Origin of the sequence: Nocardiopsis sp. NPDC057823, assembly GCF_042797335.1 — a bacterium.
Classification (GTDB): Bacteria; Actinomycetota; Actinomycetes; order Streptosporangiales; family Streptosporangiaceae; genus Nocardiopsis; species Nocardiopsis changdeensis.
The window spans coordinates 29745-54411 of the sequence record NZ_JBHVLR010000016.1; the positions used below are offsets into that span (position 1 = coordinate 29745).

At 75.1% G+C, this 24667-nt stretch carries 27 protein-coding genes; 10 read left to right on the forward strand and 17 right to left on the reverse strand.

The features are described from left to right. Positions 1–190 precede the first annotated feature (190 nt). Positions 191–1852, forward strand: coding sequence for an ATP-binding cassette domain-containing protein (locus ACFVNO_RS22990; protein ID WP_378895594.1), 1662 nt, complete (start codon positions 191–193; stop codon positions 1850–1852). Positions 1853–1892: 40 nt separating this feature from the next. Here the strand turns inward: ACFVNO_RS22990 and ACFVNO_RS22995 are convergent, their stop codons facing one another. From ACFVNO_RS22995 to ACFVNO_RS23010, 4 genes are all read right to left on the reverse strand, one after another. Further along, the gene (locus ACFVNO_RS22995) at positions 1893–2315 is read right to left on the reverse strand and encodes a VOC family protein (protein WP_378895596.1); all 423 of its coding nucleotides are present in this window, start codon (positions 2313–2315) and stop codon (positions 1893–1895) included. Beyond that, a complete protein-coding gene (locus tag ACFVNO_RS23000) occupies positions 2239–3171 on the reverse strand; it encodes a helix-turn-helix domain-containing protein (protein ID WP_378895598.1) in 933 nt (310 codons plus the stop codon). Before ACFVNO_RS23000 ends, ACFVNO_RS22995 begins: the two co-directional genes overlap by 77 nt. A gap of 49 nt (positions 3172–3220) precedes the next feature. Then, positions 3221–4651, reverse strand: a complete 1431-nt coding sequence (locus ACFVNO_RS23005) for a sugar porter family MFS transporter (protein ID WP_355261141.1) — start codon at positions 4649–4651, stop codon at positions 3221–3223. Between the two features lie 162 nt (positions 4652–4813). Next, a complete protein-coding gene (locus ACFVNO_RS23010) occupies positions 4814–6226 on the reverse strand; it encodes a sugar porter family MFS transporter (RefSeq protein WP_378895601.1) in 1413 nt (470 codons plus the stop codon). 262 nt (positions 6227–6488) lie between these two features. Between ACFVNO_RS23010 and bioB the strand changes: the two genes are divergently transcribed. Next, complete coding sequence (gene bioB, locus ACFVNO_RS23015) at positions 6489–7550, forward strand: biotin synthase BioB (RefSeq protein WP_355261135.1); 1062 nt, start codon at positions 6489–6491, stop codon at positions 7548–7550. A gap of 39 nt (positions 7551–7589) precedes the next feature. Here bioB and ACFVNO_RS23020 read toward each other — a convergent pair whose 3' ends face one another. Together ACFVNO_RS23020 and ACFVNO_RS23025 are read right to left on the reverse strand one after the other, a co-directional pair. Continuing rightward, a complete protein-coding gene (locus ACFVNO_RS23020; protein ID WP_378895604.1) occupies positions 7590–7871 on the reverse strand; it encodes a YiaA/YiaB family inner membrane protein in 282 nt (93 codons plus the stop codon). Positions 7872–7959: 88 nt separating this feature from the next. Further along, complete coding sequence (locus ACFVNO_RS23025; protein WP_355261129.1) at positions 7960–9078, reverse strand: FAD-dependent oxidoreductase; 1119 nt, start codon at positions 9076–9078, stop codon at positions 7960–7962. A gap of 274 nt (positions 9079–9352) precedes the next feature. Here ACFVNO_RS23025 and ddaH point away from each other — a divergent pair, with 274 nt between their 5' ends. From ddaH to ACFVNO_RS23040, 3 genes are all read left to right on the forward strand, one after another. Further along, complete coding sequence (gene ddaH, locus ACFVNO_RS23030; RefSeq protein ID WP_378895753.1) at positions 9353–10099, forward strand: dimethylargininase; 747 nt, start codon at positions 9353–9355, stop codon at positions 10097–10099. 76 nt (positions 10100–10175) lie between these two features. Continuing rightward, positions 10176–11219 carry an NAD(P)/FAD-dependent oxidoreductase gene (locus tag ACFVNO_RS23035; protein ID WP_378895606.1) on the forward strand — a complete coding sequence of 348 codons (1044 nt, stop codon included), beginning with the start codon at positions 10176–10178 and terminating at the stop codon, positions 11217–11219. 25 nt (positions 11220–11244) lie between these two features. Then, on the forward strand, positions 11245–11868 hold the full coding sequence (locus tag ACFVNO_RS23040) for a class I SAM-dependent methyltransferase (protein ID WP_378895608.1): 624 nt from the start codon (positions 11245–11247) through the stop codon (positions 11866–11868). 33 nt (positions 11869–11901) lie between these two features. Here ACFVNO_RS23040 and ACFVNO_RS23045 read toward each other — a convergent pair whose 3' ends face one another. The 4 genes from ACFVNO_RS23045 to ACFVNO_RS23060 all read right to left on the reverse strand — a co-directional run bounded on the left by ACFVNO_RS23045 (position 11902) and on the right by ACFVNO_RS23060 (position 14567). Continuing rightward, a complete protein-coding gene (locus tag ACFVNO_RS23045; protein ID WP_220561090.1) occupies positions 11902–12507 on the reverse strand; it encodes a response regulator transcription factor in 606 nt (201 codons plus the stop codon). A 22-nt stretch (positions 12508–12529) separates the two neighbouring features. After that, positions 12530–13651: a sensor histidine kinase gene (locus ACFVNO_RS23050; RefSeq protein WP_378895611.1), complete on the reverse strand. Its 1122-nt coding sequence runs from the start codon at positions 13649–13651 to the stop codon at positions 12530–12532. A gap of 162 nt (positions 13652–13813) precedes the next feature. Continuing rightward, positions 13814–14371, reverse strand: coding sequence for a Clp protease N-terminal domain-containing protein (locus ACFVNO_RS23055; protein ID WP_355261114.1), 558 nt, complete (start codon positions 14369–14371; stop codon positions 13814–13816). Between the two features lie 4 nt (positions 14372–14375). Continuing rightward, positions 14376–14567, reverse strand: a complete 192-nt coding sequence (locus ACFVNO_RS23060) for a hypothetical protein (RefSeq protein ID WP_378895613.1) — start codon at positions 14565–14567, stop codon at positions 14376–14378. Between the two features lie 131 nt (positions 14568–14698). Here ACFVNO_RS23060 and ACFVNO_RS23065 point away from each other — a divergent pair, with 131 nt between their 5' ends. Together ACFVNO_RS23065 and ACFVNO_RS23070 are read left to right on the forward strand one after the other, a co-directional pair. Further along, on the forward strand, positions 14699–15103 hold the full coding sequence (locus tag ACFVNO_RS23065) for a RidA family protein (protein WP_378895615.1): 405 nt from the start codon (positions 14699–14701) through the stop codon (positions 15101–15103). A gap of 50 nt (positions 15104–15153) precedes the next feature. After that, positions 15154–15996: an alpha/beta hydrolase fold domain-containing protein gene (locus ACFVNO_RS23070; protein ID WP_378895617.1), complete on the forward strand. Its 843-nt coding sequence runs from the start codon at positions 15154–15156 to the stop codon at positions 15994–15996. Between the two features lie 4 nt (positions 15997–16000). On the opposite strand, the gene ACFVNO_RS23075 is transcribed toward ACFVNO_RS23070, so the two are convergent. Both ACFVNO_RS23075 and ACFVNO_RS23080 read right to left on the reverse strand, forming a co-directional pair. Next, complete coding sequence (locus ACFVNO_RS23075; RefSeq protein ID WP_355261102.1) at positions 16001–16780, reverse strand: SDR family oxidoreductase; 780 nt, start codon at positions 16778–16780, stop codon at positions 16001–16003. 76 nt (positions 16781–16856) lie between these two features. Then, positions 16857–17393 carry a CGNR zinc finger domain-containing protein gene (locus ACFVNO_RS23080; protein ID WP_378895619.1) on the reverse strand — a complete coding sequence of 179 codons (537 nt, stop codon included), beginning with the start codon at positions 17391–17393 and terminating at the stop codon, positions 16857–16859. A 55-nt stretch (positions 17394–17448) separates the two neighbouring features. Between ACFVNO_RS23080 and ACFVNO_RS23085 the strand changes: the two genes are divergently transcribed. From ACFVNO_RS23085 to ACFVNO_RS23095, 3 genes are all read left to right on the forward strand, one after another. Then, complete coding sequence (locus ACFVNO_RS23085) at positions 17449–18588, forward strand: MFS transporter (RefSeq protein ID WP_378895621.1); 1140 nt, start codon at positions 17449–17451, stop codon at positions 18586–18588. A gap of 39 nt (positions 18589–18627) precedes the next feature. Beyond that, a complete protein-coding gene (locus ACFVNO_RS23090; protein ID WP_355261093.1) occupies positions 18628–19584 on the forward strand; it encodes a YafY family protein in 957 nt (318 codons plus the stop codon). A gap of 100 nt (positions 19585–19684) precedes the next feature. After that, positions 19685–20578 carry a GNAT family N-acetyltransferase gene (locus ACFVNO_RS23095; protein ID WP_355261090.1) on the forward strand — a complete coding sequence of 298 codons (894 nt, stop codon included), beginning with the start codon at positions 19685–19687 and terminating at the stop codon, positions 20576–20578. Here ACFVNO_RS23095 and ACFVNO_RS23100 read toward each other — a convergent pair. The 5 genes from ACFVNO_RS23100 to ACFVNO_RS23120 form a co-directional block, all read right to left on the reverse strand. Further along, a complete protein-coding gene (locus ACFVNO_RS23100; RefSeq protein ID WP_355261087.1) occupies positions 20559–21572 on the reverse strand; it encodes a Gfo/Idh/MocA family oxidoreductase in 1014 nt (337 codons plus the stop codon). The genes ACFVNO_RS23095 and ACFVNO_RS23100 overlap by 20 nt on opposite strands. 136 nt (positions 21573–21708) lie before the next feature. Further along, positions 21709–22698 carry a YihY/virulence factor BrkB family protein gene (locus tag ACFVNO_RS23105; RefSeq protein ID WP_355261806.1) on the reverse strand — a complete coding sequence of 330 codons (990 nt, stop codon included), beginning with the start codon at positions 22696–22698 and terminating at the stop codon, positions 21709–21711. A 229-nt stretch (positions 22699–22927) separates the two neighbouring features. Further along, a complete protein-coding gene (locus ACFVNO_RS23110) occupies positions 22928–23503 on the reverse strand; it encodes a DUF3618 domain-containing protein (RefSeq protein WP_355261084.1) in 576 nt (191 codons plus the stop codon). After that, entirely contained in the window at positions 23479–23901 is a 423-nt protein-coding gene (locus tag ACFVNO_RS23115; protein WP_355261081.1) for a phage holin family protein, read from the reverse strand. The genes ACFVNO_RS23110 and ACFVNO_RS23115 overlap by 25 nt, the downstream gene beginning before the upstream one ends. Positions 23902–23912: 11 nt before the next feature. Further along, on the reverse strand, positions 23913–24602 hold the full coding sequence (locus ACFVNO_RS23120; RefSeq protein WP_378895625.1) for a hypothetical protein: 690 nt from the start codon (positions 24600–24602) through the stop codon (positions 23913–23915). Between the last annotated feature and the right edge of the window lie 65 nt (positions 24603–24667).

Sequence of the window (24667 nt, forward strand, 5' to 3'; positions counted from 1 at the left end):
CGATCATCACGCGGCACGGCCCCGACCGGCCGTTCGCCACGGCCCCGGGCCGTCGGCGGATCCGCGTGGATGGAACCTCGGTGCACGAGCCGTCCCCCAACGGGACCCTCTCACCTCTCCTGTCGGCCCCGGCCGCGTGGTGCTCGCATACGAAGCCCCTGTCACTTCGCTTCCGTATTGCGAGAGAACCATGTCCCAACCCACTGTCGCCGGTGCCTCCGTGGCCGTTTCCGCCCTGGGTTTCGCCTGGGCCGACGGCACGGCCGTTTTCGAGGACCTGTCCCTGACCGTGGGCCGCGGCCGCACCGGTCTGGTCGGCACCAACGGCTCGGGCAAGTCCACCCTGCTGCGGCTGCTGGCCCGGAGGCTGCGGCCGGCCTCGGGGTCGGTCACCGTCGGCGGCCGCCTGGCCTACCTGCCGCAGAACATCACCCTGGACACCGGCCTGCGCGTCGACCAGGCCCTGGGCATCGCCGACACCCGGGCGGCGCTGGCCGCCATCGAGTCCGGCGACGTGTCCGAGGAGCACTTCGAGGCGGTCGGCGACGACTGGGACGTCGAGGAGCGCGCCCTGGCCACCCTGGGCGGGCTCGGTCTGGACGGCATCGACCTGGACCGCACCGTCGGGGAGATCTCCGGCGGCGAGGCCACCCTGCTGCGCCTGGCCGCCCTGCTGCTGGAGCGGCCCGACGTCCTGCTGCTGGACGAGCCCACCAACAACCTGGACCTGTTCGCCCGCAAGCGCCTCTACGACGCCGTGGACTCCTGGCGCACCGGCACGCTGATCGTGGTCAGCCACGACGTCGACCTGCTGGAGCGCGTGGACCGCATCGCCGAGCTGCGCTCGGGGTCGGTCACCTGGTACGGGGGCGGCTGGTCGGACTACCAGGAGGCGCTGGCGGTGCAGCAGGAGGCGGCCGAGCGCGCCCTGCGGGCCGCCGACGCCGACATGAAGCGCCAGAAGAGGGAACTGGAGGAGACACAGGTCAAACTGGCCCGACGCCAGAAGCAGAACCGCAGGGTGCAGGCCCAGGGCGGCATCCCCAAGATCGCCGCCGGCAACCTCAAGCGCTGGTCCCAGGAGTCCTCGGCCAAGCTCAAGGGCGTGCACGAGGACCGGATGCAGGAGGCCCGCGAGCGCCGGGAGGAGGCCGCCGAGGCCGTGCGCAGCGACGCCGAGATCAAGGTGGAGCTGCCCGAGACGGCGGTGCCCTCGGGGCGCGAGGTGCTCAAGGCCGAGGGGCTGACCCCGGTGCACGGGGCGCTGGCGAACGCGGACCTGTGGGTGCGCGGCCCCGAGCGGATCGCCCTGGTGGGCCGCAACGGGGCGGGCAAGACCACCCTGCTGCGCACCCTGCTCGGGGAGCTGGAGCCGAGGGAGGGGTCGGCGCGGGTGTTCGTCCCGGCCCGGTTCCTGCCCCAGCGGCTGGACGTGCTGGACGACGCCCTGACGGTGGCCGAGAACGTCGAGCGGCTGGCGCCGGGGGTGGAGGACCAGCGCATCCGCGCCCAGCTGGCCCGGTTCCTGTTCCGGGGGGCGCGCTCGGCGCAGGTGGCGGGGACCCTGTCGGGCGGTGAGCGGTTCCGGGCGGCGCTGGCGGCCCTGCTGCTGGCCTCGCCGGCTCCGCAGCTGCTGATGCTGGACGAGCCCACCAACAACCTGGACGTGTCCAGCGTCCGGCAGCTGACGGGGGCCCTGGAGGCCTACGAGGGCGCGCTGGTCGTGGCCAGCCACGACCTGCCGTTCCTGGAGTCGATCGGGATCACCCGGTGGCTGTTCGTGGGCGAGGAGCTGGTGGAGACCACCGCCGAGGGGGTGCGCGCCCTGCTGGCGGGCGAGCCCGCGGAGTGACGCCGCGCGCCCCGCCGCACCCGCGGCGGGGCGCGCCCGGTCATGCGCCGGGGTAGTCGCCGAAGGACCACAGGTTGCCCTCGGGGTCGCGGACGGTGAACTCGCGGGCCCCGTAGTCGGTGGTCTCCAGGGGACGGACGATGTCGGCGCCGTGGCCGGCGGCCCGCCGGTACAGGGCGTCGGGGTCGGCGGTGACGACGTAGGTGCCCGCGGTGCCGGGCTCGCGCGACCAGGTCCGGCCCGGGGTGTGGTCGCCGAGCATGATCCCGCCGGCCCCCTCGGGCCACAGGAGTTCGGCGTGGGCCACCCGTCCGTCGGCGTCGTCGTGGCGGGCGGTGGCGGTGAATCCGAAGGCCCCGGTGTAGAAGTCGATGAGCGCCGCGGCGTCACGCGCCTGCAGGGTCGCCCATACGCGCGGCCGCAGGGCCGCGGTGGCCGGGGTGGTGGTGTCGTGTGTGCTCATGGTCCCAGGCTCCCCCGGGGCCGGGAGCGGTGTCTTGTACGTTCCGGAACTCCCGGGCGGCCCAGGCGGCCGGGGGCAGCCCGGCGAAGCGGCCGAACTCCCGGCTCAGGTGGGCCTGGTCGGTGTACCCGGCCGCGGCGGCGGCGCCGGCCAGGTCGGCGTGCCCGTTGCGGCGGATCCCCGCGGCGATGCGGCGGCGGGCGTGGTCGAAGCGCATGAGGCGGGCCACGGTCTTGGGCGGGCGGCCGACCTCGCGGTGGAACAGGGTGCCCAGGTGGCGGGGGGTCAGGCCCACCTGCCGGGCGATGTCCTCCACGCGGGCCCGGCCGCCGGATTCCTCCAGCAGCCGCCAGGCGCGGGCGAGTTCGGGGCGGGGGCGCCGGTCGCGGTAGCGGTCGCGCAGGTGGTCCGCGATGAGCGCGAACCCGTCCTGCCAGGTGGAGGTGGCGGTGAGGCGCTCGTGCAGTTCCCGGCCGCGCGGGCCGGTCAGGGCGAGCCCGTCGTAGTCCTCCACGCCCAGTTCGGCGCAGGGGACCCCGAACAGGGAGCGCACGGCCAGGGGGTGCAGGGCCAGCTGCACCCCGGCCTGGCCGGGCTGCTGGCGCACGTGGGAGGCGCTCAGGTGGAGTCCGCCCAGGAGGACGGGGGCGGGTCGGGCCGTGGCCAGGGAGCGGGCGTCGGGTGCGGCGCGCACGCCCTCGTCGAGGCAGACGATGAAGGTGACGGTCGCCGAGGGCAGGCCCAGGTGGACCGCCTCGGGGACCGCCAGGGCCCGGTAGCCGACCATCGACACGACCCCGGGGGCGGTTCCGGCGGGGGCGGTGGCGAACTCCCAGGCCCGCTCCGGCTCGTCCATGCCTTCGACGCTAACAGAGCGGGCCCGCGCGGGTCGGCGGTCCGGCGGGTCAGCCGGTCATCTCCTCCAGGGTCTTGCCCTTGGTCTCCTTGACGAACCTCCACACGAACAGCAGCGACAGCACCGCGAAGCCGGTGTAGACGAGGTAGGAGCCGCTCAGGCTCCAGTCGCGCATGCTGGGGAAGGTGACGGTGACGGCCCAGTTGGCGATCCACTGGGTGGCGGTGGCCACGCCCATCGCGGCGGCGCGGATGCGCAGCGGGAACATCTCGCCCAGCAGCACCCACACCACGGCGCCCCAGGACAGGGCGAAGAACAGCACGAACGCGCTGGCGGCGGTCAGGGCCACCACGCCCCAGCCGAAGCTCAGGGTCACCTCCTCGCCGACGGCGGTGGCGTGCCCGAACGCGTAGGCGGCCACCGCCAGGGCCAGTGCCATGCCGGCCGAGCCCACCAGGAGCAGGGGGCGGCGGCCCACCCGGTCGACCAGGGTGATGGCCACGACGGTGCCGACGATGTTGATGATCGAGGTGAACAGGCTCAGCAGCAGCGAGTCCCCCTCGGGCACGCCCACCGACTGCCACAGGGAGGAGGAGTAGTAGAAGATGACGTTGATGCCCACGAGCTGCTGGAACGCCGACAGGGCCATGCCGATCCAGACGATGGGCAGCAGTCCGAGCCGGCCGCGCAGGTCGCTCAGCCTGGGGCGCGTCTCCGAGCCCAGGGCCGACCTGATCTCGGTGATGCGCCGGTCCAGCCGGGCGGGGCCGCCGCCCTCGACCTTGGCCAGGATCTCCTTGGCCTGGTCCACGAGTCCGACCCGCACCAGGTGGCGGGGCGATTCGGGGATGACCAGGGTGAGCAGCAGGTAGACGGCGGCGGGCACCAGTTCGGCGCCCAGCATCCACTGCCAGGCCTGGAGGGGGCCGAGCATGTTCGAGGCGCTGCCGCCGGCGGCCAGGGCGATGAGGTAGTCGGCGAGCTGGGAGACGGCGATGCCCAGCACGATGGCGAGCTGTTGCAGGGAGCCCAGGCGGCCGCGGTGGGCGGCGGGGGCGATCTCGGCGATGTAGGTGGGGGCGATGACCGAGGCCATGCCGATGGCGATGCCGCTGAGCACCCGCCACAGGATGAGGTCCCAGATCGCGAACGGCAGCGCCATGCCCACGGCGCTGACGGCGAAGAGCACGCCGGCGATGCGCATGGTGCGGATGCGCCCGTACCGGTCGGCGAGCGAGCCGGTGACGGCCGCGCCCACCGCCGAGCCGAGCAGGGCGGAGGCGACCGTGAACCCCAGGGTCGCCGAGTCGACGCCGAATCTGGCCTGGATGGCGTCGACGGCGCCGTTGATGACGGCGCTGTCGTAGCCGAACAGGAATCCGCCCATGGCCGCCGCGGCGGCGATCATGGTCACCTTGGCGAGGTCGCCTCCGCCCTCCGCGAGGCCCTCGGTCGCCCCCGCGCTGCCTTTCCCGGTCACACCCGCTCCCTTCCGCGGCGGCGCGCGCCGCCGGTCCCGGTCAGGGTGGCGGGGCGGGTGCGGGGCCGGCGGGCGCGACACCCCGGGGCGGGGCGAACCCGGGGGCGATCATGCCCGGGCCTTGGTCCGGGCCCGGGCGTGCGGGGTGGGCGGCGCCGGGTGTCAGCCGGTCATCTCCTCCAGGGTCTTGCCCTTGGTCTCCTTGACGAACCTCCACACGAACAGCAGGGAGAGCAGGGCGAACCCCGCGTAGATGAGGTAGGAGCCGCTCAGGGTCCAGTCGCGCATGCTGGGGAAGGTGACGGTGATGAGCCAGTTGGCGAGCCACTGGGTGGCGGTGGCCACGCCCATGGCCGCGGCGCGGATGCGCAGGGGGAACATCTCGCCCAGCAGCACCCACACGACCACACCCCAGGACAGGGCGAAGAACAGGACGAACGCGCTGGCCGCCACCAGCGCCACGGCCGCCCACGCGAACGGCAGGCTCACCGCGTCCCCCTCCACGACCGCGTGCCCGAACGCGTAGGAGGCGGTGGCCAGGGCCAGGGTCATGCCGGCCGAGCCCACCAGCAGCAGGGGCTTGCGGCCGATCCGGTCCACCAGCGAGATGGCGATGACGGTGCCGACGATGTTGACGATGGAGGTGAACAGGCTCAGCAGCAGCGAGTCGGACTCGGCGACGCCCACCGACTGCCACAGCGAGGAGGAGTAGTAGAAGATGACGTTGATGCCGACCAGCTGCTGGAACGCCGACAGGGCCATGCCGATCCACACCACGGGCAGCAGCAGGTAGGGGCCGCGCAGGTCGCTCAGCCTGGGGCGCACCTCCGAGCCCAGCGCCCGGCGGATCTCGGCGATGCGGCGCTCGACCCGCTCGGAGCCGCCGCCCTCCACCTCGGCGAGGATGGTGCGGGCCTTGTCGAGCCGGCCCACCCGGACCAGGTAGCGGGGGGATTCGGGGATGAGCAGGCTCAGCAGCAGGTAGAGCAGGGCGGGCAGGACCTCCACGCCCAGCATCCACTGCCAGGCCTGGAGTGGGCCGATCGTGTTGTGGGCGCTGCCGTCGGCGATCTGGGCGATGCCGTAGTTGACCAGCTGCGAGCAGGCGATGCCCAGCACGATGGCGAGCTGTTGCAGGGAGCCCAGGCGGCCGCGGTAGGCGGCCGGCGAGACCTCGGCGATGTAGGTGGGGGCGATGACCGAGGCCATGCCGATGGCGACGCCGCCCAGGACGCGCCAGACGGTCAGGTCCCACACCCCGAAGGGCAGGGCCGACCCGATGGCGCTGACCGCGAAGAGCACGCCGGCGACCTGCATGACCCGGATGCGTCCGAACCGGTCGGCCAGCGACCCCGCGGTGGCGGCGCCCAGCACGCAGCCCAGCAGCGCCGACGCGATGGTGAATCCCAGGGTCGCCGAGTCGACCTCGAACCTGGCCTGGATGGCGTCGACGGCGCCGTTGATGACGGCGCTGTCGTAGCCGAACAGGAATCCGCCCATGGCCGCCGCGGCGGCGATCATGGTCACGTGGACGATGTTGACGTCCGCCCCCGCTCCCCCGTTGACGGTGCTCACGTTCGCTCCTTCCGGTGGGCGTTCTCTCCAGGGTGGTCCTCCTACCCACGATGCGTCACGGATGCGCTACCGGTGGCGGGGCAACGATGGCCGACGCTTGGCCCGTTCGGGGGCGGGGCGTGGCCTGTGCGCGGCGGGGCGGGCCCGCGCGGCCACCCGGGCCCGGGGCGGGAACGGGTGCGCCCTTACAAGAAGTCGACCGGTGTTTTTGGCGCGTCCGGGGGGTGCGCGGACCGGGGCCGCGCCCTCAGGATCGTGTGCTGTGACGACCTACCAGAACCTCGCCGACAAGGCGCTGCGCCGAGAACCCCCCTCCCGCGACGAACTGCGCGCCGTCCTGGGCTCCTCCGACGACGACCTGATGGACGTGGTCGCCGCCGCCTTCCGGGTGCGGCTGCGCTACTTCGGCCGCCGGGTCAAGCTGAACTACCTCGTCAACATGAAGAGCGGCCTGTGCCCGGAGGACTGCTCCTACTGCTCCCAGCGGCTCGGCTCGCGGGCCGAGATCGTCAAGTACACCTGGCTCAAGCCCGAACAGACCCGTGAGGCGGTCGCGCAGGGGGTGCGGGGCGGGGCCACCCGGGTGTGCCTGGTGGCGTCCGGCCGCGGGCCCACCGACCGGGACGTGGAACGGCTGGCCCCCACCGTCGAGGACATCAAGAGGGAGCACCCGGGGGTGGAGGTGTGCGCCTGCCTGGGGCTGCTGTCGCAGGGGCAGGCCGAGCGGCTGCGGGAGGCGGGTGTGGACGCCTACAACCACAACCTCAACACCTCCGAGGAGCGGTACGCCGACATCTGCACCACCCACGGGTTCGCCGACCGGGTCGAGACGGTGGAGCGGGCGGCGCACGCGGGGCTCTCGCCGTGCTCGGGGCTGATCGCGGGGATGCGCGAGGGCGACGACGACCTGGTGGACGCCCTGTACGCGCTGCGGGAGCTGGGCCCGGACTCGGTGCCGGTCAACTTCCTCATGCCGTTCGAGGGGACCCCGCTGGAGGGCACCTGGGAGCTGACCCCGCAGCGGTGCCTGCGCATCCTGGCCGCGGCCCGGTTCGTGTTCCCGGACGTGGAGGTGCGCCTGGCGGGCGGGCGGGAGATCCACCTGCGCACCCTGCAGCCGCTGGCGCTGCACATCGTCAACTCGCTGTTCCTGGGCGACTACCTCACCAGCGAGGGACAGGCGGGCAGGGCGGACCTGGAGATGATCGCCGACGCCGGGTTCGAGGTGCAGGGGGCGGGAGAGCCGACCCTGCCCGCCGAGCGCCACGACCTGCTGCGGCCGCGCCGCCGGGGCGCCGGGACCGCTCTTCCGCCCAACGCCTGACACCGGTTCCGGGCGCCGTCCCCGCCCGGAACCGGCGGCTCAGCGCGGCTGGGGGACCTGCTCGGTGCCGTTCCACTCCTGGTACTGGCGGGCGGCAGCGGCGGCGGCCTGGTCGTCCTGGCGGTCGCGCACGCACTTGGCCAGGGTGAAGGTCGCGGTGATGACGTAGAGCAGGCCCATGCCCAGGAAGGCGCGCATCCACAGGTCGACGGGCAGGAGGACCACTCCGACGCCCAGGCCGACGGAGGCGGCGGCGAAGGAGACCACGGACTGGAGGTAGAACTGGGGGGTGGACCGGGGGGTGGGGGCGAACGGGTTCATGGGCCCATGGTCTCCGGGGCGCGGGCGGCGCGCCTGAGTACGCCTACTCAGTACCGGCCCGGCACCGCCCGGGCGGCGGTCCGCGCGGTCAGGCCGGGGCGGTCGGCCGGTCCGGGCGCAGGGCCGCCAGGTCCTGTCCCGGTTCGCGGCCCATCGCCAGGCGGGCGGCGACCGCGCCCTGGTAGGCGCCCAGGGACAGGCCCTCCCCGCCCAGGCCGGTGGCCACGATCACCCCGGGCAGCCGCTCCAGGGGGCCCAGCAGCGGGAGCCCGTCGTGGGTGCCGGGGCGAAAGCCCACCCGGGTCTCCACCACGGTGGCGTCGGCCAGGCCGGGCATCAGCTCCAGGGCCGAGGTGAGGTTCTCGGCCAGCCCCTTGGCGGTGACGCGGCGGTCGAACCCGGCCTCGGGCTCGCGGGTGCCCCCGGTGACGACGCGGTCGGGGCCGAACGCGACGGTGTGGCTCTGATGTTCGCCGAAGCGCACCACCGGCCAGGGGCGGGTGTCGGTCCCGGGCAGCGCGAAGTGGGTCATCTGGCCGCGCACCGGGAACACCGGCAGCTCCACCCCGGCCACCGACAGCAGGCGCCCGGACCAGGCCCCGGCCGCCACGATCACCGCCGGCGCCTCCAGGTCCTCGCCGCCCACCCGCACCCCGGTGACCCTGCGGCCGTTCCACAGCAGGTGGGCGTCGCCCTTGCGGTAGTGCAGGCCGCGCTCCTCGGCGGCGTTGAACAGGGCGTCGCGCAGCACCCTGCCGTGGACGCGGGCCATGCCCTCGACGTACACGCCGCGGTAGGCGGCGTCCAGCAGGGGGAAGCGTTCGCGGGGCTCGCCCGGGGCCAGGCGCTCGACCCGGCCCATGCCCTCGTACCCGGGCATGGCGGCCAGGGTGGAGACCAGGTCGTACCCGGCGTCGTCGCCCTCCAGGTCCACGGACATGCCGCCGACGCGCTCGTACCCGGTGGCCTGGCCGTCGTCGGCGAGTTCGGCGATGAGCGCGGGCAGGTGGGCGGCGGCGCCCCGTTTGAAGGCCTGCATCCCGGGGTCCTCCCAGGGGAAGGGCCAGGGGAAGACGACGCCCTGCCCGGCGGCGGTGGCCTGCCCGGTGTGGGCGGAGTCCACCAGCGCGGTGGACACGCCCTTGCCGGCCAGGTGGAACGCCGCGCTGGCGCCGACGATGCCGCCGCCGACCACGATCACGTCCATCGCATCCTCCAGGGGTCCTCCGGGGCGGTCGACCACACTATGCCGCCGGTGCGGTGCCCTCCAAGCGTTCGGGCACGTGTCGGGGCCCGGGCCCGGTCCGCGCGGTGGGCGGGGAGGCCCCGCCGGGCGCGGTGCGGCGCGAACGAGCCGAAAGACCCGCGTGCCGTATCCGGGGGCGGGGTAGGCAGCGGCGATAGGTTGTGCGCTCCAGCGAGGAGCACACCCGTTTCCGGAGGTAGAACACGTGAACACGCACTCTCCCGGGGTCGCCCTGATGCGCCGGCCCGGGCCGGGCCTGGCGCAGGGCATCGTCACCCACATCGAGCGGGTGGAGGTCGATCCGGTGCTGGCCGCCCGCCAGTACACCATCTACCAGGAGGTGCTGTCCTCGGCGGGGTGGCGGGTGTTCGAGGTGGAACCGGCGCCCGAGCACCCCGACTCGGTGTTCGTGGAGGACTCGGTGGTGGTGTGCGGGGACCTGGCGGTGCTGACCCGGTCGGGTGCGCCGGAGCGGCGCGGGGAGGTCGACGGGGTGGAGGCCGCGGTGCGGCGGCTGGGGCTGCGGGTGGCGCGGATCGAGGCGCCGGGGGTGATGGACGGCGGCGACGTGCTCCAGGTGGGCGCCACGGTGTACGTGGGCCTGGGCGGGCGCACCGACGAGGCGGGCGCGGCGCAGCTGGAGCGGCTGCTCAAGCCGCTGGGACGGGAGGTGCGGCGGGTGCCGCTGGGCGCGGTCCTGCACCTGAAGTCGGCGGTGACGGCGCTGGGCGACGGGACCCTCATCGGGCTGGAGGAGCTGGTGGACGCCTCGGCGCTGCCGCCGGTGCGCCGTCCGGCGGAGGAGCCCGGGGCGCACGTGCTGCCGTTGGGCGGCCGGGACGTGCTGATCAGCGCGGCGGCGCACGGCACCGTCCACGAGCTGGCCGGGCAGGGGTGGCGGGTGCTGCCGGTGGACATCTCCGAGTTCGAGAAGCTGGAGGCGTGCGTGACCTGCCTGAGCGTGCTGGTCCCCGACCTGTGACCGGCCTCACCTCCAGGCCGTTTGCCATTGCGGCAAAGATTTTTGTGTTTTTTGCGGGCCGGGCCGCATCCTGGCCGTGGAGGTGATCGAGGTGACGGAGAACGGCGCCTACGACTACGACGTGGTGGTGATCGGCGGCGGTGCGGCCGGGCTGAGCGGGGCGGTCGCCCTGGCCCGGTCGCGCCGCTCGGTGGTGGTGGTGGACGCGGGCGAGCCCCGCAACTCCCCCGCCGAGGGTGTGCACGTGCTGCTGGGCCGGGAGGGGGTCTCCCCCCGCGAGCTGGTGGCCCGGGGCCGCGAGGAGCTGCGCTCCTACGGCGGTGTGGTGGTCGAGGGCGAGGTCGTGGGGGCCTCCCGCGGCGACGACGGCCTGTTCGCGGTGGCGCTGGGCGACGGGCGCACCCTGCGCTCGCGCCGCCTGCTGGTGACCACCGGCCTGGTCGACGAGCTGCCCGGCGTGGCGGGTCTGCGGGAGCGGTGGGGGCGCGATGTGATCCACTGCCCCTACTGCCACGGCTGGGAGGTGCGCGGGCAGCGCATCGGTGTGCTGTCCGTGGGCCCGATGTCGGTGCACCAGGTCCTGCTGATGCGGCAGCTGAGCGACGACGTGGTGTTCTTCGCCCACACCGCGGCGCCCATCGGCGCCGAGGACCGCGAGCGGCTGGAGGCGCGCGGCGTGGAGGTGGTCGAGGGCGAGGTCGTCGCGGTGGAGACCGACGGCGACCGCCTGAGCGGGGTGCGCCTGGCCGACGGCCGGGTGGTGGAGCGCGACGCCGTGGCGGTGGCCACCCGCATGGTGGCGCGCGCCGGCTTCCTGGCCGCCCTGGGACTGGAGGTGCGGGAGCACCCGATGGGGGTGGGCGAGCACGTGCCGGTGGAGGCCGGCGGCCGCACCGGGGTGCCGGGTGTGTGGGCGGCGGGCAACGTCACCGACCTGACGGCCCAGGTCGGCGCGGCCGCCGCGGCGGGCACCATGGCGGGCGCGCAGATCAACGGCGACCTGGTCATGGAGGAGACCGACCGCGCGGTCGAGCGGATGCGCGCGCGGCGGCCGTTCTCGGCCGGGGCCGAGGCGCGGGTGCACGAGGCGGTGGCGGGCGAGAGCCGCCACGGACTGTGACGCAGGAATGGAACGAGGGGGACGTATGGGGCAGGAGTTCGACCGGGCCTACTGGGAGGACCGCTACCGGGAGCACGGCCACGGGTACGGCGCGCCGCCCAACCCGCAGCTGGTGGCCGAGGTGTCCGGGCTGGCCCCGGGGCGGGCGCTGGACGCCGGGGCGGGCACCGGGGCCGAGGCCCGGTGGCTGGCCGGGCAGGGGTGGGAGGTGACGGCCGTGGACATCTCCCAGGCGGCCCTGGACGCCGCCCGCGAGCGCGCGGCCGCGCTGGACACGGCTGTGGCCGGGCGCATCACCTGGGTGCGCGCGGACCTGACCGAGGAGATCCCCGGGTCCGGGTTCGACCTGGTGTGCAGCCACTACGCGCACCCCACCGGCGGGTACCGGGCGTTCTTCGACCGGCTGGCGGCGGCGGTGGCCCCGGGCGGCACGCTGTTCATCGTCGGCCACGACCACGCCGACGACCACGGCCACGGGCACGGCGGGTCGCTGGAGCACTCGCGGGTGGGTGCCGCCGAGATCGCCGAAGGCCTCGACGGGAGGGAGTGGGAGGTGCTGGTGAGCGAGTCCCGCAGCCGCGAGGTCGACCGGGGCGGGCACGGGGCCGTCCTGCACGACTCGGTGCTGCGGGCCCGCCGCCGCGCCTGAGGCCGGGACCGGGGCGGGCGGTGCCCGCCCCGGTCAGAGCCAGTCGTGTTCGCGGGCGTAGCGGGCGGCCTCGTGCCGGGTCCGGGTCTGGGTCTTGTGCATCGCGTTGGACAGGTAGTTGCGCACGGTGCCCTCGGCCAGGTGCAGGCGCGCGGCGATCTCGGCGACCGAGTACCCCTCCCGGGTCTCGCGCAGCACGTCGACCTCCCGGTCGGTGAGCGGGGAGTCGTCGATGACGGCCAGCGCCGACACGTCCGGGTCGATCCACCTCCTGCCGGCGTGCAGGGCCGCGATGACCTCGGCGATGTGCGCGGGATCGGCCGCCTTGCTGACGAAGCCCTGGACCCCCAGTTTGAGCGCCCGGCGCAGCACCCCGGGGCGGGCGTGCCGGGTCAGCATGAGGACCACCTGTCCGGGGTGCTCCCGCCGCAGCCTGGCGACGGCCTCCAGGCCGTCGGTGCCGGGCATCTCCAGGTCGATGACGAGCACGTCGGGCCGGTGCCGCAGTACCGCCTCCACGGCCTGGGCCCCCTCGGCGGCCTCGGCGAGCACGGAGATGTCCCCCTCCAGGGGCAGCAGCGCCGCCAGTGCCGACCGCAGCAGGGCCTCGTCGTCGGCGAGCACCACGGTGGTGGTCATGGGCGTCCTCTCGGGGTCGTGGTCAGCGGCCGGTGTCCGCGGCGGGGAAGGACACGGCCGTCAGGAAGCGGCCGTCCTCGCGCCGCGCGGTCAGGGTGCCCCCGGCCCCGGCGACCCGTTCCGCCAGGGCGGCCAGCCCGCGCAGGGCGGGGGTGGGGCCCCGGCCCGCGCCGTCGTTGGTGATGATGATGCCCGTCTCGACCAGGGTGATCCCCACCCGGCCGGCCTGGGCGTGGCGCAGGATGTTGGTGGTGGTCTCCCGCAGCACCTGGCCGACCAGTTCCGCGGAGCGCTCGTCCACCTCTCCCTCGCGTTCCACCTCCACCCGGATGCCCGCGGCCTCGAACAGGTTCTTGGCGTTCTCCAGCTCCGCGGACAGGTTGAGCCTGCGCTGGGCGTAGGCGAGCTCCCGGGTCCGGGCGATGGTGTCCCCGACCAGGTCGTGGACCTCGCCCAGTTCCCGTTCGGCCCGGTCGGTGTCGGTGCGCAGGAGCCTGCGGGCCAGGGCCGCCTTCAGCTTGACCACGTGCAGGGTGTGGCCCTGGATGTCGTGCAGGTCGCCGGCGAAGCGCACGCGCTCGCGCATGACGGCCACCTCCGCCTCGCGCTCGCGGGCCCGCTCCAGCTCGGTGAGGATGTCGCGGACCGCGAAGACCAGGGAGACGAGGACGAACCCGGTCGCGGCGACGGCCGCGGTGGCCACCCCGTACCGGAGCGCGGCCTCCACGGGGCCCTCGGGCGCCAGCGCCGCCTTGACCGCGACCAGGGCCGCGCCGGCGGCGACGAGCGCCGCGGTGGCCGTCCTGGGGCGGCGCGACAGTTCGGAGACGGTGATGGTGGCCACGGCCGCGACGCTGTAGACGGCCGTGGCGGAATCGGCGGTCAGGACCCCGAAGACCCACACGGCCGCGACGAAGGCCAGGCCGGGGAGGAGGACCGCGGCGCGGGGCTCGCGGCCGGCGGCCCACCGGTTGACGATGAGCATGGTCACGGCCAGGGCCGCGCCCATCATGACCGCTTCCTGCCAGGTCCCGGCGTCGGTCGCGATCAGCAGGGCGCCGACGGCGGCGATCGCCCCGGACACGATGTCCATGTTGAGCCTGCGCAGGCGCCCCTGGGTCTCCTCGGTCTGCTCCGGCCCCATGCGCGTCCCCCCGTGTCCGCGGCCGTCGGCGCGCCGGCCCGCGGACCCGGCGCGGCGCGCTCCCAGTCTGGCGGGGGCCGGGCCGCCCCCACCAGTGACACGGCGTCACGGTCCCCGCGCCGGGCGGGGGCACGGGTCACCCGGTCGGCTTCGGGCGGGGTCTCAGGCGGCCTCGTCGAGGAGTTCGCGGGTGCGGTCGCGGGCGTGGTCGTAGGTGAGGCCGTGTTCGGCCAGGACCGAGGCGGCGGGTTCGGGCAGGCCCTGGCGGAGCAGGGCCAGCAGGATGTGGGCGGAGTCGATGGACGTGTGGCCCGCGGCGATGGTCTCGCGCAGGGACAGCTCCAGGACCTTCTTGGCCCTGGCGTCGAAGGGGCCGCCCAGGCGGCCGCGCCGTTTGGGCGGGGCGGGTTCGGCGGGCGGTGTCAGGGCCTGGGGGCCGAAGGCCTCCTCCAGGCGGCGGAACAGGGCGTCGGTGTCGATGCCCACGGCGCGCAGGGCGTGCAGTTCCCGGTCGTTGAGCCCGGCGGGGCCGGTCGGCGGGTCGGCGAGCATCGCGGGGGTGATCCCGGCGTCGGCGAGGATGCGGGCGCCGGTGCCGCCGGCGCGGGCCAGGGTGAGGAGCAGGTGGGCGGGTCCGACCTTGGCGTCGCCCTGCTCGGCGGCGGTGGCGACGGCGTCGGAGACGATGGCGCGGGCGGTGCGGCTGAAGCGTTCGAACACGGTGTCACTCCCGGTGGGCGTGTTTCTGGTGGACGGCCTGGCGGGTGACGCCCAGTCGGTCGGCGATCTCCTGCCAGGACAGGCCCTGCTCGCGGGCGGCGCGCACGTGCAGGGACTCCAGGTGGTCGGCGAGTTTGCGCAGTGCGGCGACGGCGGTCAGGCCGGTGGCCGGGTCGAGCGGCATTCCCTCTTCCATGGTGTCAAGATATGTTGACACGCTTTTCCTGTCAAGGAATCTTGACGCATCTGCCGTCGGCAGAAACCAGAACCGCCGCCGCCCCTTCCGCGTTGGAGACGGGTGAGAACACCACCGACCCCGGGAGACCCATGTCCGCCGTCCGCCTCGTCCGCAGCGCCACCCTCACCCCCGACGTCGACTACGCCTACGCCGCCACCGTCAACGGCCCCCTGCGCGCGGTGTGGACCGCCGGGGCCTGCCCCCTGGACGAGAAGGGGGCCACCGTCGCCGTCGGCGACGTCGCGGGCCAGGCCGAGCAGGTCATGCGCAACCTGCGCACCGCCCTGGCCGACGCCGGGGCCTCGCTCGCCGACATCGTCAAGACCACCGTCTACGTCGCCTCCCCCCGCCAGGAGGACCTGGTGGCCGCCTGGGAGGTGGTGCGCGCCCACATGGGCGACCACGACGCCCCCTCCACCCTGCTCGGCGTGGCCGCCCTGGGCTACGACGACCAGCTCGTGGAGGTGGAGGCCGTGGCCGTGGTGGCCGATTGAGCCGATAATCCGATGACAGGACGAAGGGGAAGGCGGTAGACCTGTCCTCCATGGACGTCCACCGCCTTCCCACCGACCCCGAGGCCGCGGCCCGGGTGTCGGCGGCCCTGACCGACCCGGCCCCCCTGCGCGACAGCGGGGGCGAGCCCGCGCCCGGAGGCGTGTGGGCGAACGCCCCGGGCGCCTCCCGTGAACGCGGCGTGCTGCTGTACGTGTACGGCGGCGGGTTCGTCCACCGCGACCCGGGGCTGATCACGGCGGCCGCCCGGCGGCTGTCGGCGGCCACCGGCCGCCCCGCCCTGGCCGTGCACTACCGGCTGGCGCCCGACCACCCCTTCCCCGCCCCCCTGGACGACGTGGTCGCCGCCTACCGCTACCTGCTCGCCGAGGGGTTCGCGCCCGGGCGCGTGGCGGTGGTCGCCGAGTCCTCCGGCGCGGCGCTGGCCCTGTCCGCGCTGCTCGTGCTCAAGGCGGCGGGGGACCCGCCGCCCGGGACCGTGGTGACCCAGTCCGCCGTCACCGACATGACCCTGGGCAGCCCCTCGCTGTCCGCCGACACCCCGGGCGACCCGGGGGTGGACCGCGCCCTCATCGCCGACCTCACCGGCCGCTACCTGGGCGGGGCCGCCCGCGACCGGGCTCCGCAGTCGCCTCTGCACGGCGACCTGGCGGGCCTGCCCCCGCTGCTGATGGTGGTCGGCGGGGCCGAGGCCCTGCTGGACGACACCCTGCGCTACGCCGCGGCCGCGCACGCGGCGGGCACCCGGGTGCGGGTGGACGTCCTGGAGGGGCTGCCGCACGCGTTCTCGCTGCTCGCGCTGACAGAGGGCGAGGCCGCCGGGGAGCTGCTCATGGAGCGCGTCGCCGACTGGATCGACCGCTGGGCCCGGTGAGGGCTCAGCGCTGGGCGGCCGGGCGCACGACGATCTCGTTGACGTCCACGTCGGCGGGCTGGTCCACGGCGTAGGCCACGGCGCGGGCGATGGCGTCGGCCGGGATGCTCGCCGCCCGGTACCCGACCATGAGTCCGGCCGCGTGCGGGTCCGTGATGTGGTCCGCGAGCTCGGACTCCACGACCCCCGGGGAGACGGTGGTCACCCGGATCGAGGGGTCGGACTCCAGGCGCAGCCCCTCGGTCAGGGCCCGGGCGGCGAACTTGGTGGCGGAGTAGACCGCCGAGGTGGGCACGACCTCGCGTGCGCCGATCGAGGCGATGGTGACGACGTGCCCCGAGCCCAGGTCGCGAAAGCGCGGCAGCACCGCGGCGATCCCGTTGTAGAGGCCCTTGACGTTGACGTCGAACATGCGGTCCCACTCGTCGACGAGCAGCGATTCCAGGCGGGAGAGCAGCATCACCCCGGCGTTGGCGACCAGGACGTCCAGGCGCCCGTGTTCGGCGATCACGTCCGCGACCAGGTCGGCGAAGGCGGCCCGGTCGGTCACGTCCAGGGTGCGGGCCAGGGCGGTGTGCCCGGCGCCGGTGAGCTCGTCGGCGACGGCGCGCAGGCGGTCCGCGCGGCGCCCGGTGAGGACGACGGTGTGCCCCTGGCCGGCGAGCCGCCGGGCCACGGCTTCGCCGATCCCGCTGCCCGCGCCCGTCACCAGGACGACCTTGTGCGTGCCGTGCGCGCCCGGGGTGCCGTCGGTGTCTTCGGTGGTCGTTGCGTGTGTGCTCATGGGGTTCACCCTCGCGGCCGCGGACGGCCGGGGGAAGGCCGCGGCGCTCCTGGGAGTGCCGCACCCGGGTTCCCGGTCAGGCGCGGGCGCGGTGGGCGCGCACCCGGGAGCGGGTGGCGCAGCGCTTGGAGCAGAACCGGCGCGCGCTGCCGCTGCCGGTGTCGATGAACACCCGGCCGCAGCCCTCGGCCCCGCACACCCCGCCCGGCGGGCGCTGGCGGTCGGTGAGCAGCAGCGCCAGCATCAGGCCGGCCGAGGCGGCGAACCACTCCGCCAGGGGCGCGTCGTCGCGGGAGTCGGTGTGGACGTGCCAGTGGGAGGCGCCGCCGTGGTCGGTGAGCCGGGGCGGGTGCGCGGCGGCCAGCAGGGCGTTGACCTTGGCGGCGGCCGCCGCGGTGGTGCCCGCCTCCAGGACGCCGCGGATCCGCGCGGCGGCCTCCCGCAGCGCGGCGAGGTCGCGGCCGGTGACGGGGTCGTCCTCGCCGTGGGCGCGCAGCACCTCCTCCACGCGGACCGGGTCCGTGTCCGGTGCGGCCAGGGCGTTGACGAGGTCGGCGGTGCGGGCGGCGACGGCCCGCACCGAGCGGCCGGTCAGGGCGGTGGAGGTCGGCATGCGGCCACTGTAACGCCTCTTCTGTTTTGAGGCGTTACTCCGTAGCGTCCGGTCCGTGCGCGACGTGATGAGGTACCTGGGCGGGGCGACGGCCGCCCGGACGGGCGACGAGATGTCGGGGCCCGCGCTGCTCCTGCTGGGGGTGGCGCTGACCGGTGAGGCCGTGGCCGGATCGGCGCTGCTCGCCGGGCTGACCGGGGCGGCGGCGGTGGGCGGGCCGCTGGTGGGCGCGCTGCTGGACCGCTCGCGGCGGCCGGGGCGCGTGTTGGCGTGGGCGCTGGGCGGGTACGCGGCCGGGTTCGCGCTCATCGCCCTGGCGCTGGGCCGGGTCCCGCTGCCGTGGGCGGTCGGCGCGGCGGTGGCGGTGGGGCTGCTCGGCCCGGTGCTCTCGGGCGGGTGGACGGCTCAGCTGCCCCGGGTGGCGCCGGCCCGGTGGCGCGCCCGGGCGGACGCCTGGGACGCGATGACCTTCGGCGCCGCCTCCCTGCTGGGTCCGGCGCTGGCGGGGGTGGTGGCCGCGGGGGCCGGTGCCGGCGCCGCTGTGGTCGCCGCGGCGGTGCTCATCGCCCTGGCGGTCCCGGCCGCGCTCGCGCTGCCCGGCACCCCGGCGGCGCACGCCGCCGGCCCGGTCCTGCCCGGGCTGTGGGAGGGGGTGCGCGCGGTGTTCGCCCCGGGGGCGCTGCGCCGGGCCACCGCCTCCAGTTCGCTGTCCATCGCCGGAACCGGGATGCTCGTGGTGTGCGCTCCGCTGCTGGGGTCGCGCCTGCTGGGCGGGGCCGAGCAGGGGGCGCTGCTGCTGTCGGGGATGGCGGTGTGCTCGCTGGCCGCCAACCTCCTGCTCGCCCGCCGCCCCGGCGCGCTCTCCCCCGACGCGCTGCTGCGGGTGTGCGTCTGCGTCCAGGGGCTCGGCACGGCGGGCGCCGCGCTCGCGGCCGCGCCGCCGGCACTGCTGGTGTGCCTGGCCCTGGTGGGCGCCGCCGAGGGGCCGCAGCTGACCGCCCTGTTCGCGATCCGCCACCGGGAGGCGCCCGACCGCCTGCGGGCGCGGGTGTTCACCACCGGGGCGAGCCTGAAGATCTCGGCGTTCGCCGCCGGCGCCGCCCTGGCCGGGCCGCTGGCCCAGGTCTCGCTCCCGGCGTGCCTGGGCGCGGCGGCGGCGCTGCACCTGGCCGCCGCCCTGATCCCCCACCGGTAGCGGACACATCCTGTCCTGCACTCCTGGCAGACTGCGGGTATGTCGACCACCACGTCCTCACGCCTGCTGCGACTGCTGTCCCTGCTCCAGACCCGCAAGGACTGGCCCGGGAGCGAGCTCGCCGACCGCCTGGAGGTGAGCGCCCGCACCGTGCGCCGCGACGTGGACCGGCTGCGGGAGCTGGGCTACCCGATCCAGGCCACCATGGGCACCGGCGGCGGCTACCAGCTGGGCGCGGGCGCCGCCCTGCCGCCGCTGCTGCTGGACGACGACGAGGCCGTCGCCGTCGCAGTGGGCCTGCGCACCGCCGCCCAGGGCGGGGTGAGCGGTATCGAGGAGACCTCGGTGCGCGCCCTGGCCAAGCTGCTCATGGTGCTGCCCTCGCGGCTGCGCCGCCGGGTGGACGCCCTGGGCACCTTCACCGTCCCCATGCCGGGCCGGGGCCCCAGCGTGGACGCCGACGTGCTGGCCCTGGTGGCGGGCGTGTGCCGCGACGGGGAGCGGCTGCGCTTCGACTACGAGCGCCACGACGGCACCGTCTCGCGCCGCGTCACCGAGCCGCACCGCCTGGTCTCCCGGGGGCGGCTGTGGTACCTGGTGGCCTGGGACAACGAGCGCGAGGACTGGCGCACCTTCCGGGTGGACCGGATGCGCCCGCTCACCCCGACCGGGCCGCGGGTGCCCCCGCGCGACCCGCCCGAGCAGGGGGTGGCCGCCTACCTGGCCGAGCGAATGAACTTCCACATGTGGCCGCACCGGGCCCGGGTGCGGCTGCTCATCGGCGCCGAGGAGGCCGCCGGGCGCGGCATCGGCGAGTACGGCCGCCTGGAGCCGGTCGACGACACCTCCTGCGTCCTGGAGGTCGCGGGGGACTCGCTCCAAACCATGGCCTGCTACCTGGCCATGCTCGACGTGGAGATGCGGGTGGAGGAACCGGAGGAGCTGCGCACCGAGATGGCCGCCCTGGCCGCCCGCCTGCGCCGGGCCGCCGACTGATCCCGCGGGGGCCTCCTGCGGGAAGTCCGAGCGGGCACATCCCAGAACAACTACTGTGGGCAGTTACATGACTTCCTAGAGTGATGAAAGTGGGATCCGCGTGCTCACCCGGGACCGTGCCCTCCGACCGACGCCCGCCCTCGACCCCCCGCCGACCGTCCGCGACCTGTGCCCCGGCTACCGGATCGCCCGCTGGGACTCCCCCGCCTCCCTGTCGGCGGACCGGCGGGAACGCCTCCACATGATCCTGCGCGGCCTGGCCGCCCGCGCCTTCGGCGCCGACCACTCCGCCTACTGGCACGCCCGCGTCGAGGGCGGGTTCTTCGACCGCGTCACCTCCCTGGCCCTGATCCTGGACCACGGCGGGGTCCCCGTGGGCTGGGGCGGCTACCACCGGCTGCGGCTGGGCGGGCGACCCGCCCTGTACCTGGACGCCACCGGCGTGGTGCCCGCCCACCGCCGCACCGGGCTCACCTCGGCGCTGATGACCCACTTCCTCACCCGGGAGATCCGCACCCGGCCGCTGCGCGGCATGGACGTGGTCATGCGCACCCGCCACCCCGCCGTCTACGCCGGGTGGCTGCACGGCCTGGGCCCGCACCGGGTCTTCCCCAACACGCGCCGGGCCCTCCCCGCACGGGTCCGGCGCGTGGCGGCCGAGGCCGCGGACTGGCTCGGCGACGGCCCCGGCCTGGATCCCGACACCCTGGTGGTGCGCGACGCCTACCGGGTGTTCGAGGGCGACGTCTACGGGGTGCGGCCGCGCAGCGGGCACAGCGACATCGACGACCTCTTCGCCCGCACCGTCGGCCCCAAGGACGCCCTCATGGTGGTGGCGCACCTGGACGCGGCGGCGCTGGCGCGCTGCGCCCTGGCCCGCGCCGCCCGCTCCCGGGTGCGGCGCATGCCGGCCCTGGGCGGGCGGCCCCGGCGCGGCGGGGCCGCGCCGGTCCACCCCGACACCGCGGACCTGCTCACAGCGGCACGGCCTTGACGGTGGGCGCGCTGTACACCAGCCCGCCCATGTCGCGCACCTTGTCGGTGAGCGCGGCCAGGCGCAGGCTCTCCTCCCAGGGCATGTCCGGGCTCTGGGACAGCCCGGCGGCGACGCACCGGGCGACCTCCTCGGCCTCGTACTCGTAGCCGTTGGCCCGGAAGGGGCGCTCGAAGGTCTCCGGCTCGCGGCCCTCGCGGTGCAGGACCACCTCGGTCGCCGCCCAGAACAGCGGGAGCTCCACCCTGCCCTGTGTCCCGGCCAGCACGGCCCGGTCCGGCAGGGTGGTGAGCGAGGCGCACGACAGGGTGGCGGTCGCCCCCTGCTCCCCGCGCACCAGCACCGTGGTGTGGGTGTCCACCATGTGGTCCGGCGACAGCCGGCGGGTGGCCCCCACCACGGTGAGCTCCCCCAGGTACCACGACGCCAGCATCAGGGGGTACACGCCCAGGTCGAGCAGGGCGCCGCCGCCCAGGTCGGCGTTGAACAGCCGGTGGTCGGGGTCGTAGGGGGCGTTGACGCCGAACTCGGCGGAGATCTGCCGCAGTTCGCCGATCGCCCCGTCGGCGACCAGCTCGCGGGCCAGGCGGTGGGCGGGCAGGAAGCGCGTCCACATCGCCTCCATGAGGAACACGCCGTTGTCGCGGGCGGCCCCGGTCATCTCGGCGGCCTGGAGGGCGTTCATCGCCATCGGCTTCTCCACCAGCACGTGCTTGCCCGCGTTCAGGCACAGCAGGGTGTGCGGGTGGTGCCAGGGGTGGGGGGTGGCCACGTAGACCACGTCCACGTCGGGGTCGGCGGCCAGTTCCGCGTAGGAGCCGTGGGCGCGGGGCACGTCCCAGGCGGCGGCGAACTCCTGGGCGCGCTCCCATGTGCGCGAGCCGACCGCGGTGACCCGCGCCGTGGGGGTGGCCCGCAGGCCTTCCATGAAGGAATGGGCAATCCCGCCCGTGCCGAGCACGCCCCAGCGCAGTACGCCGTTCTCATCTGTCATGGGGGCATCCTAAAAACCCGGTCGTCTCCGGGTCGACGGGGGGCGGGTCCCCGGGCCCGCCCCGGCCGCCGCCGCGGGCCCGGACACGGAGGGGCCCCGGCGCGCGGGCAGCCTCGCGCGCCGGGGCCGGGGAACCTCAGGAGCGGTGCTGCTCCCGGTGGCGGTCCTCCCGGGACATCCCCTGGCGCGGGACACCCCCCTCGTGCCCCTGGTCCCGCGGACGGCGCCCGCGCCCGTCCTTGGGATCGTCGCGCATCTCGACGTAGGGCTCCACGCCCTCGGGGAGTCCCCCGGAGACGGCCCGTCCGCGCTCGATCTCGGCGTTGAACTCCTCGCCGAGCAGGATCGCGATGTTGCTGATCCACAGCCACACCAGGAAGATCACCACCGTCGCCAGGCTGCCGTAGGTCCTGCCGTAGGAGGCGAAGTTGGCCACGTAGAAGGCGAAGGCCGCCGAGGCCAGGATCCACAGCACGATCGCCAGCACGCTCCCGGGGCTGACCCACCGGAACCCGCGCCTGGCGTTGGGCGAGGCCCAGTACAGGAGCGCGATCATGAACACCACCATGAACAGCAGCACGGGCCACTTGGCGATGTTCCAGACCGTCACCGCGGTCGGCCCGAGCCCCAGCAGGTTCCCGAGCCGCTCCGCCACGCCCCCCGTGAGGGTGACGCCGACCACGGTCAGGGTCAGCAGCACGACCATCAGCAGGGTGACGCCGACACGGATCGGCAGCGTCTTCCAGATCGGCCGTCCCTCGGGGACGTCGTAGACGACGTTGGACGCGCGCATGAAGGCCGCGATGTAGCCGGAGGCCGACCACAGGGCCACGGCCAGGCTGACCAGACCGAAGATCCCGGCCGCCGCCCGGTTGGCCTGCAGGTTCTCGATCGCCGTGGTCAGGAGTCGGCCGACGTCGGCCGGCACGGTCCCCGCGATGTTCTCGGTCAGGGTCCGCGTGGCCTCGGGACCGGCCAGGCCCACCAGGGACACCAGCACGAACAGCGCCGGGAAGAGGGCCAGGATCGCGTAGTAGGTGAGACCGGCGGCGAGGTCGGTCAGGGAGTCGGCGCGGAACTCGGTCACGGTCCGGCGCAGGGAGGCCCACCACGAGGAGGCGGGCATGTGGGTCGGCGCGTCGGCCTCCTGCCGGGCGGAGTCCCGCGCACGCGCTTTTTCGGGATCGTGTCCCGCCATCTTCCGCTCCTTCCTCGTTCGTCCCCGGCCGCCGGGTCCTCGCACACCGGCCGGGAGAGGCGGCGGCCGGGCGGACGTCCGGCCGCCGCCGTCCCGTCCGGCCCCGTCGTGTCGCCCCGGTGCCCGGGGCACGACGGAACGTGCGCGGGCGGCCGGGTCAGGAACCGCGCATCTCCTCGGCGGCAGCCCCGGCCTCGTGCCGGGCGTGCTCACCGGTGGTGCGCGCGGCCTCGGCGGCGCTGTCCCTGACGTGCTCGCCCGCGGTCCGCGCGGACTCCACGGCCTGCTCCTTCACGTGTTCGGCGGACTCGGCCACCGCCCGGCGGACCGGTTCGACCGCCTCGCCGGCGTGCTCGCCCAGGCGCTGGGCGGCCCGCTGCTCGGCACGGCTCTCGGAGAGGACCGAGGCGGCCAGCAAGCCGGCGCCGAAGGCGATCAGCCCGGCGGCGACGGGGCTGCCCTGGGTCCGACGCACGGCCTGTTCGGGCACCGACCTGGCCAGGTCGGCTGCCTGGTCGGCGGTGTGCCGGACCCGCCCGGTCACCTCGTCGCGGGAGGGGGCGGCGCCCATGACCCGCTCCTTGAGCCTGCGGCCCCTGTCCCGGATCCGCCGGGTGCCGCGGTCGGCGATGCTGCCGGGCCGGGCCCGGTCCACGAGCCGGTCGGAGTCGTGGACCAGTTCGGTGCGGGTCCGGTCGATGTCCTGCCTTATCTCGTCGGGTGTTTCGCCCATTGGACATCCTCCTTCAGGGTCTCGATGGTCCGTTCGGGCTTGGGCGAGACCTCGCGCATGCGCTTGCGGCCCGTGACGAACAGGATCAGGGCGACGATCGCCCACACCAGGGCCACGGCCAGCGCGGCCCAGCCCGATCCGATCAACACCGCCAGCCCGAACACCGCGGCGAGGCTGAGCAGCAGCAGCGCCATGTAGGCGGAGAACCCGGCGCCGCTGAGCAGGCCCGCGGCCTTGCCGGCCTTGACCGCCTCCTCGCGGACCTCGGCCTTGGCCAGGGCGACCTCCTGCCGGAACAGGGTCTGCAGGTCGCCCGTCACCTTGCCGAGCAGTTCGGAGAAGGTGGGGTCGCGCCCGTCGTCCTCATCGCGCGGCGGTGGCTGCGGAACTGTCGCCATGTCGGCCTCCCTCAGTAGGGCCGCCCCGGCGTACCGGGGGCGGCGGGCGGCGGAGCGACCTCGTCCGGCTCCGGGGCGCCGTATCCGGGCGGCTCGTGGCCGGACGCCCCGGGATGCCCCTCCTCGTGGCGGTGGAGCCACTCGGCCGGGGTGTCGGGCCCGGTGTCCCCTTGGCGCGGCCTCGGCGTCCGCTCACCGGAGCCGGCCGCCTCGGGCCGCTCGTCCCCGCCCTGGTCCGTGAAGTCGGACGACGCCTTGAGGACGCGCCCGGCCACGAACCCGGCCAGTGCCGCACCGGCCAGGAAGGCCACCGGCCTGCGGCGGGCGAAGTCCTTGGTCTCCTCGATCAGGCCGTCGATCCCCCGCCGCTCCAGGAAGTCCGCGGCGCCCTGCCCGCCCTGCGCCACCTGGCGCACGACGTCGCGCACCGGGGACCCGGGGACCCCCTGGTCGGCCATGGACGACAGCTCGTCGGACCACTGGCGCAGGTTCTGCGAGGCCCGCCGGGTCTGCTCCCGGGCCTCCTCGCGCAGCCGCGACCGGACGTCCTCCGCGACGTGCACGGCCTCCGAACGGGCCTCCGCGGTCAAGGAGCGAGCCTGCTCTCCCGCTGTCGACGCGACCTCCCCGGCCGCCTCCCGGGCGGTCCCGGCCAGCTCTTCGACCTTTCCGGCCCCGCCCGCTGCCTCGTTCGAGTGCATCACCAAGCCTCCTCGAAGCCGGTCGTCTCCTCGGTTGGGGCCGCGCCTACCCGTGCCGCCCTCCG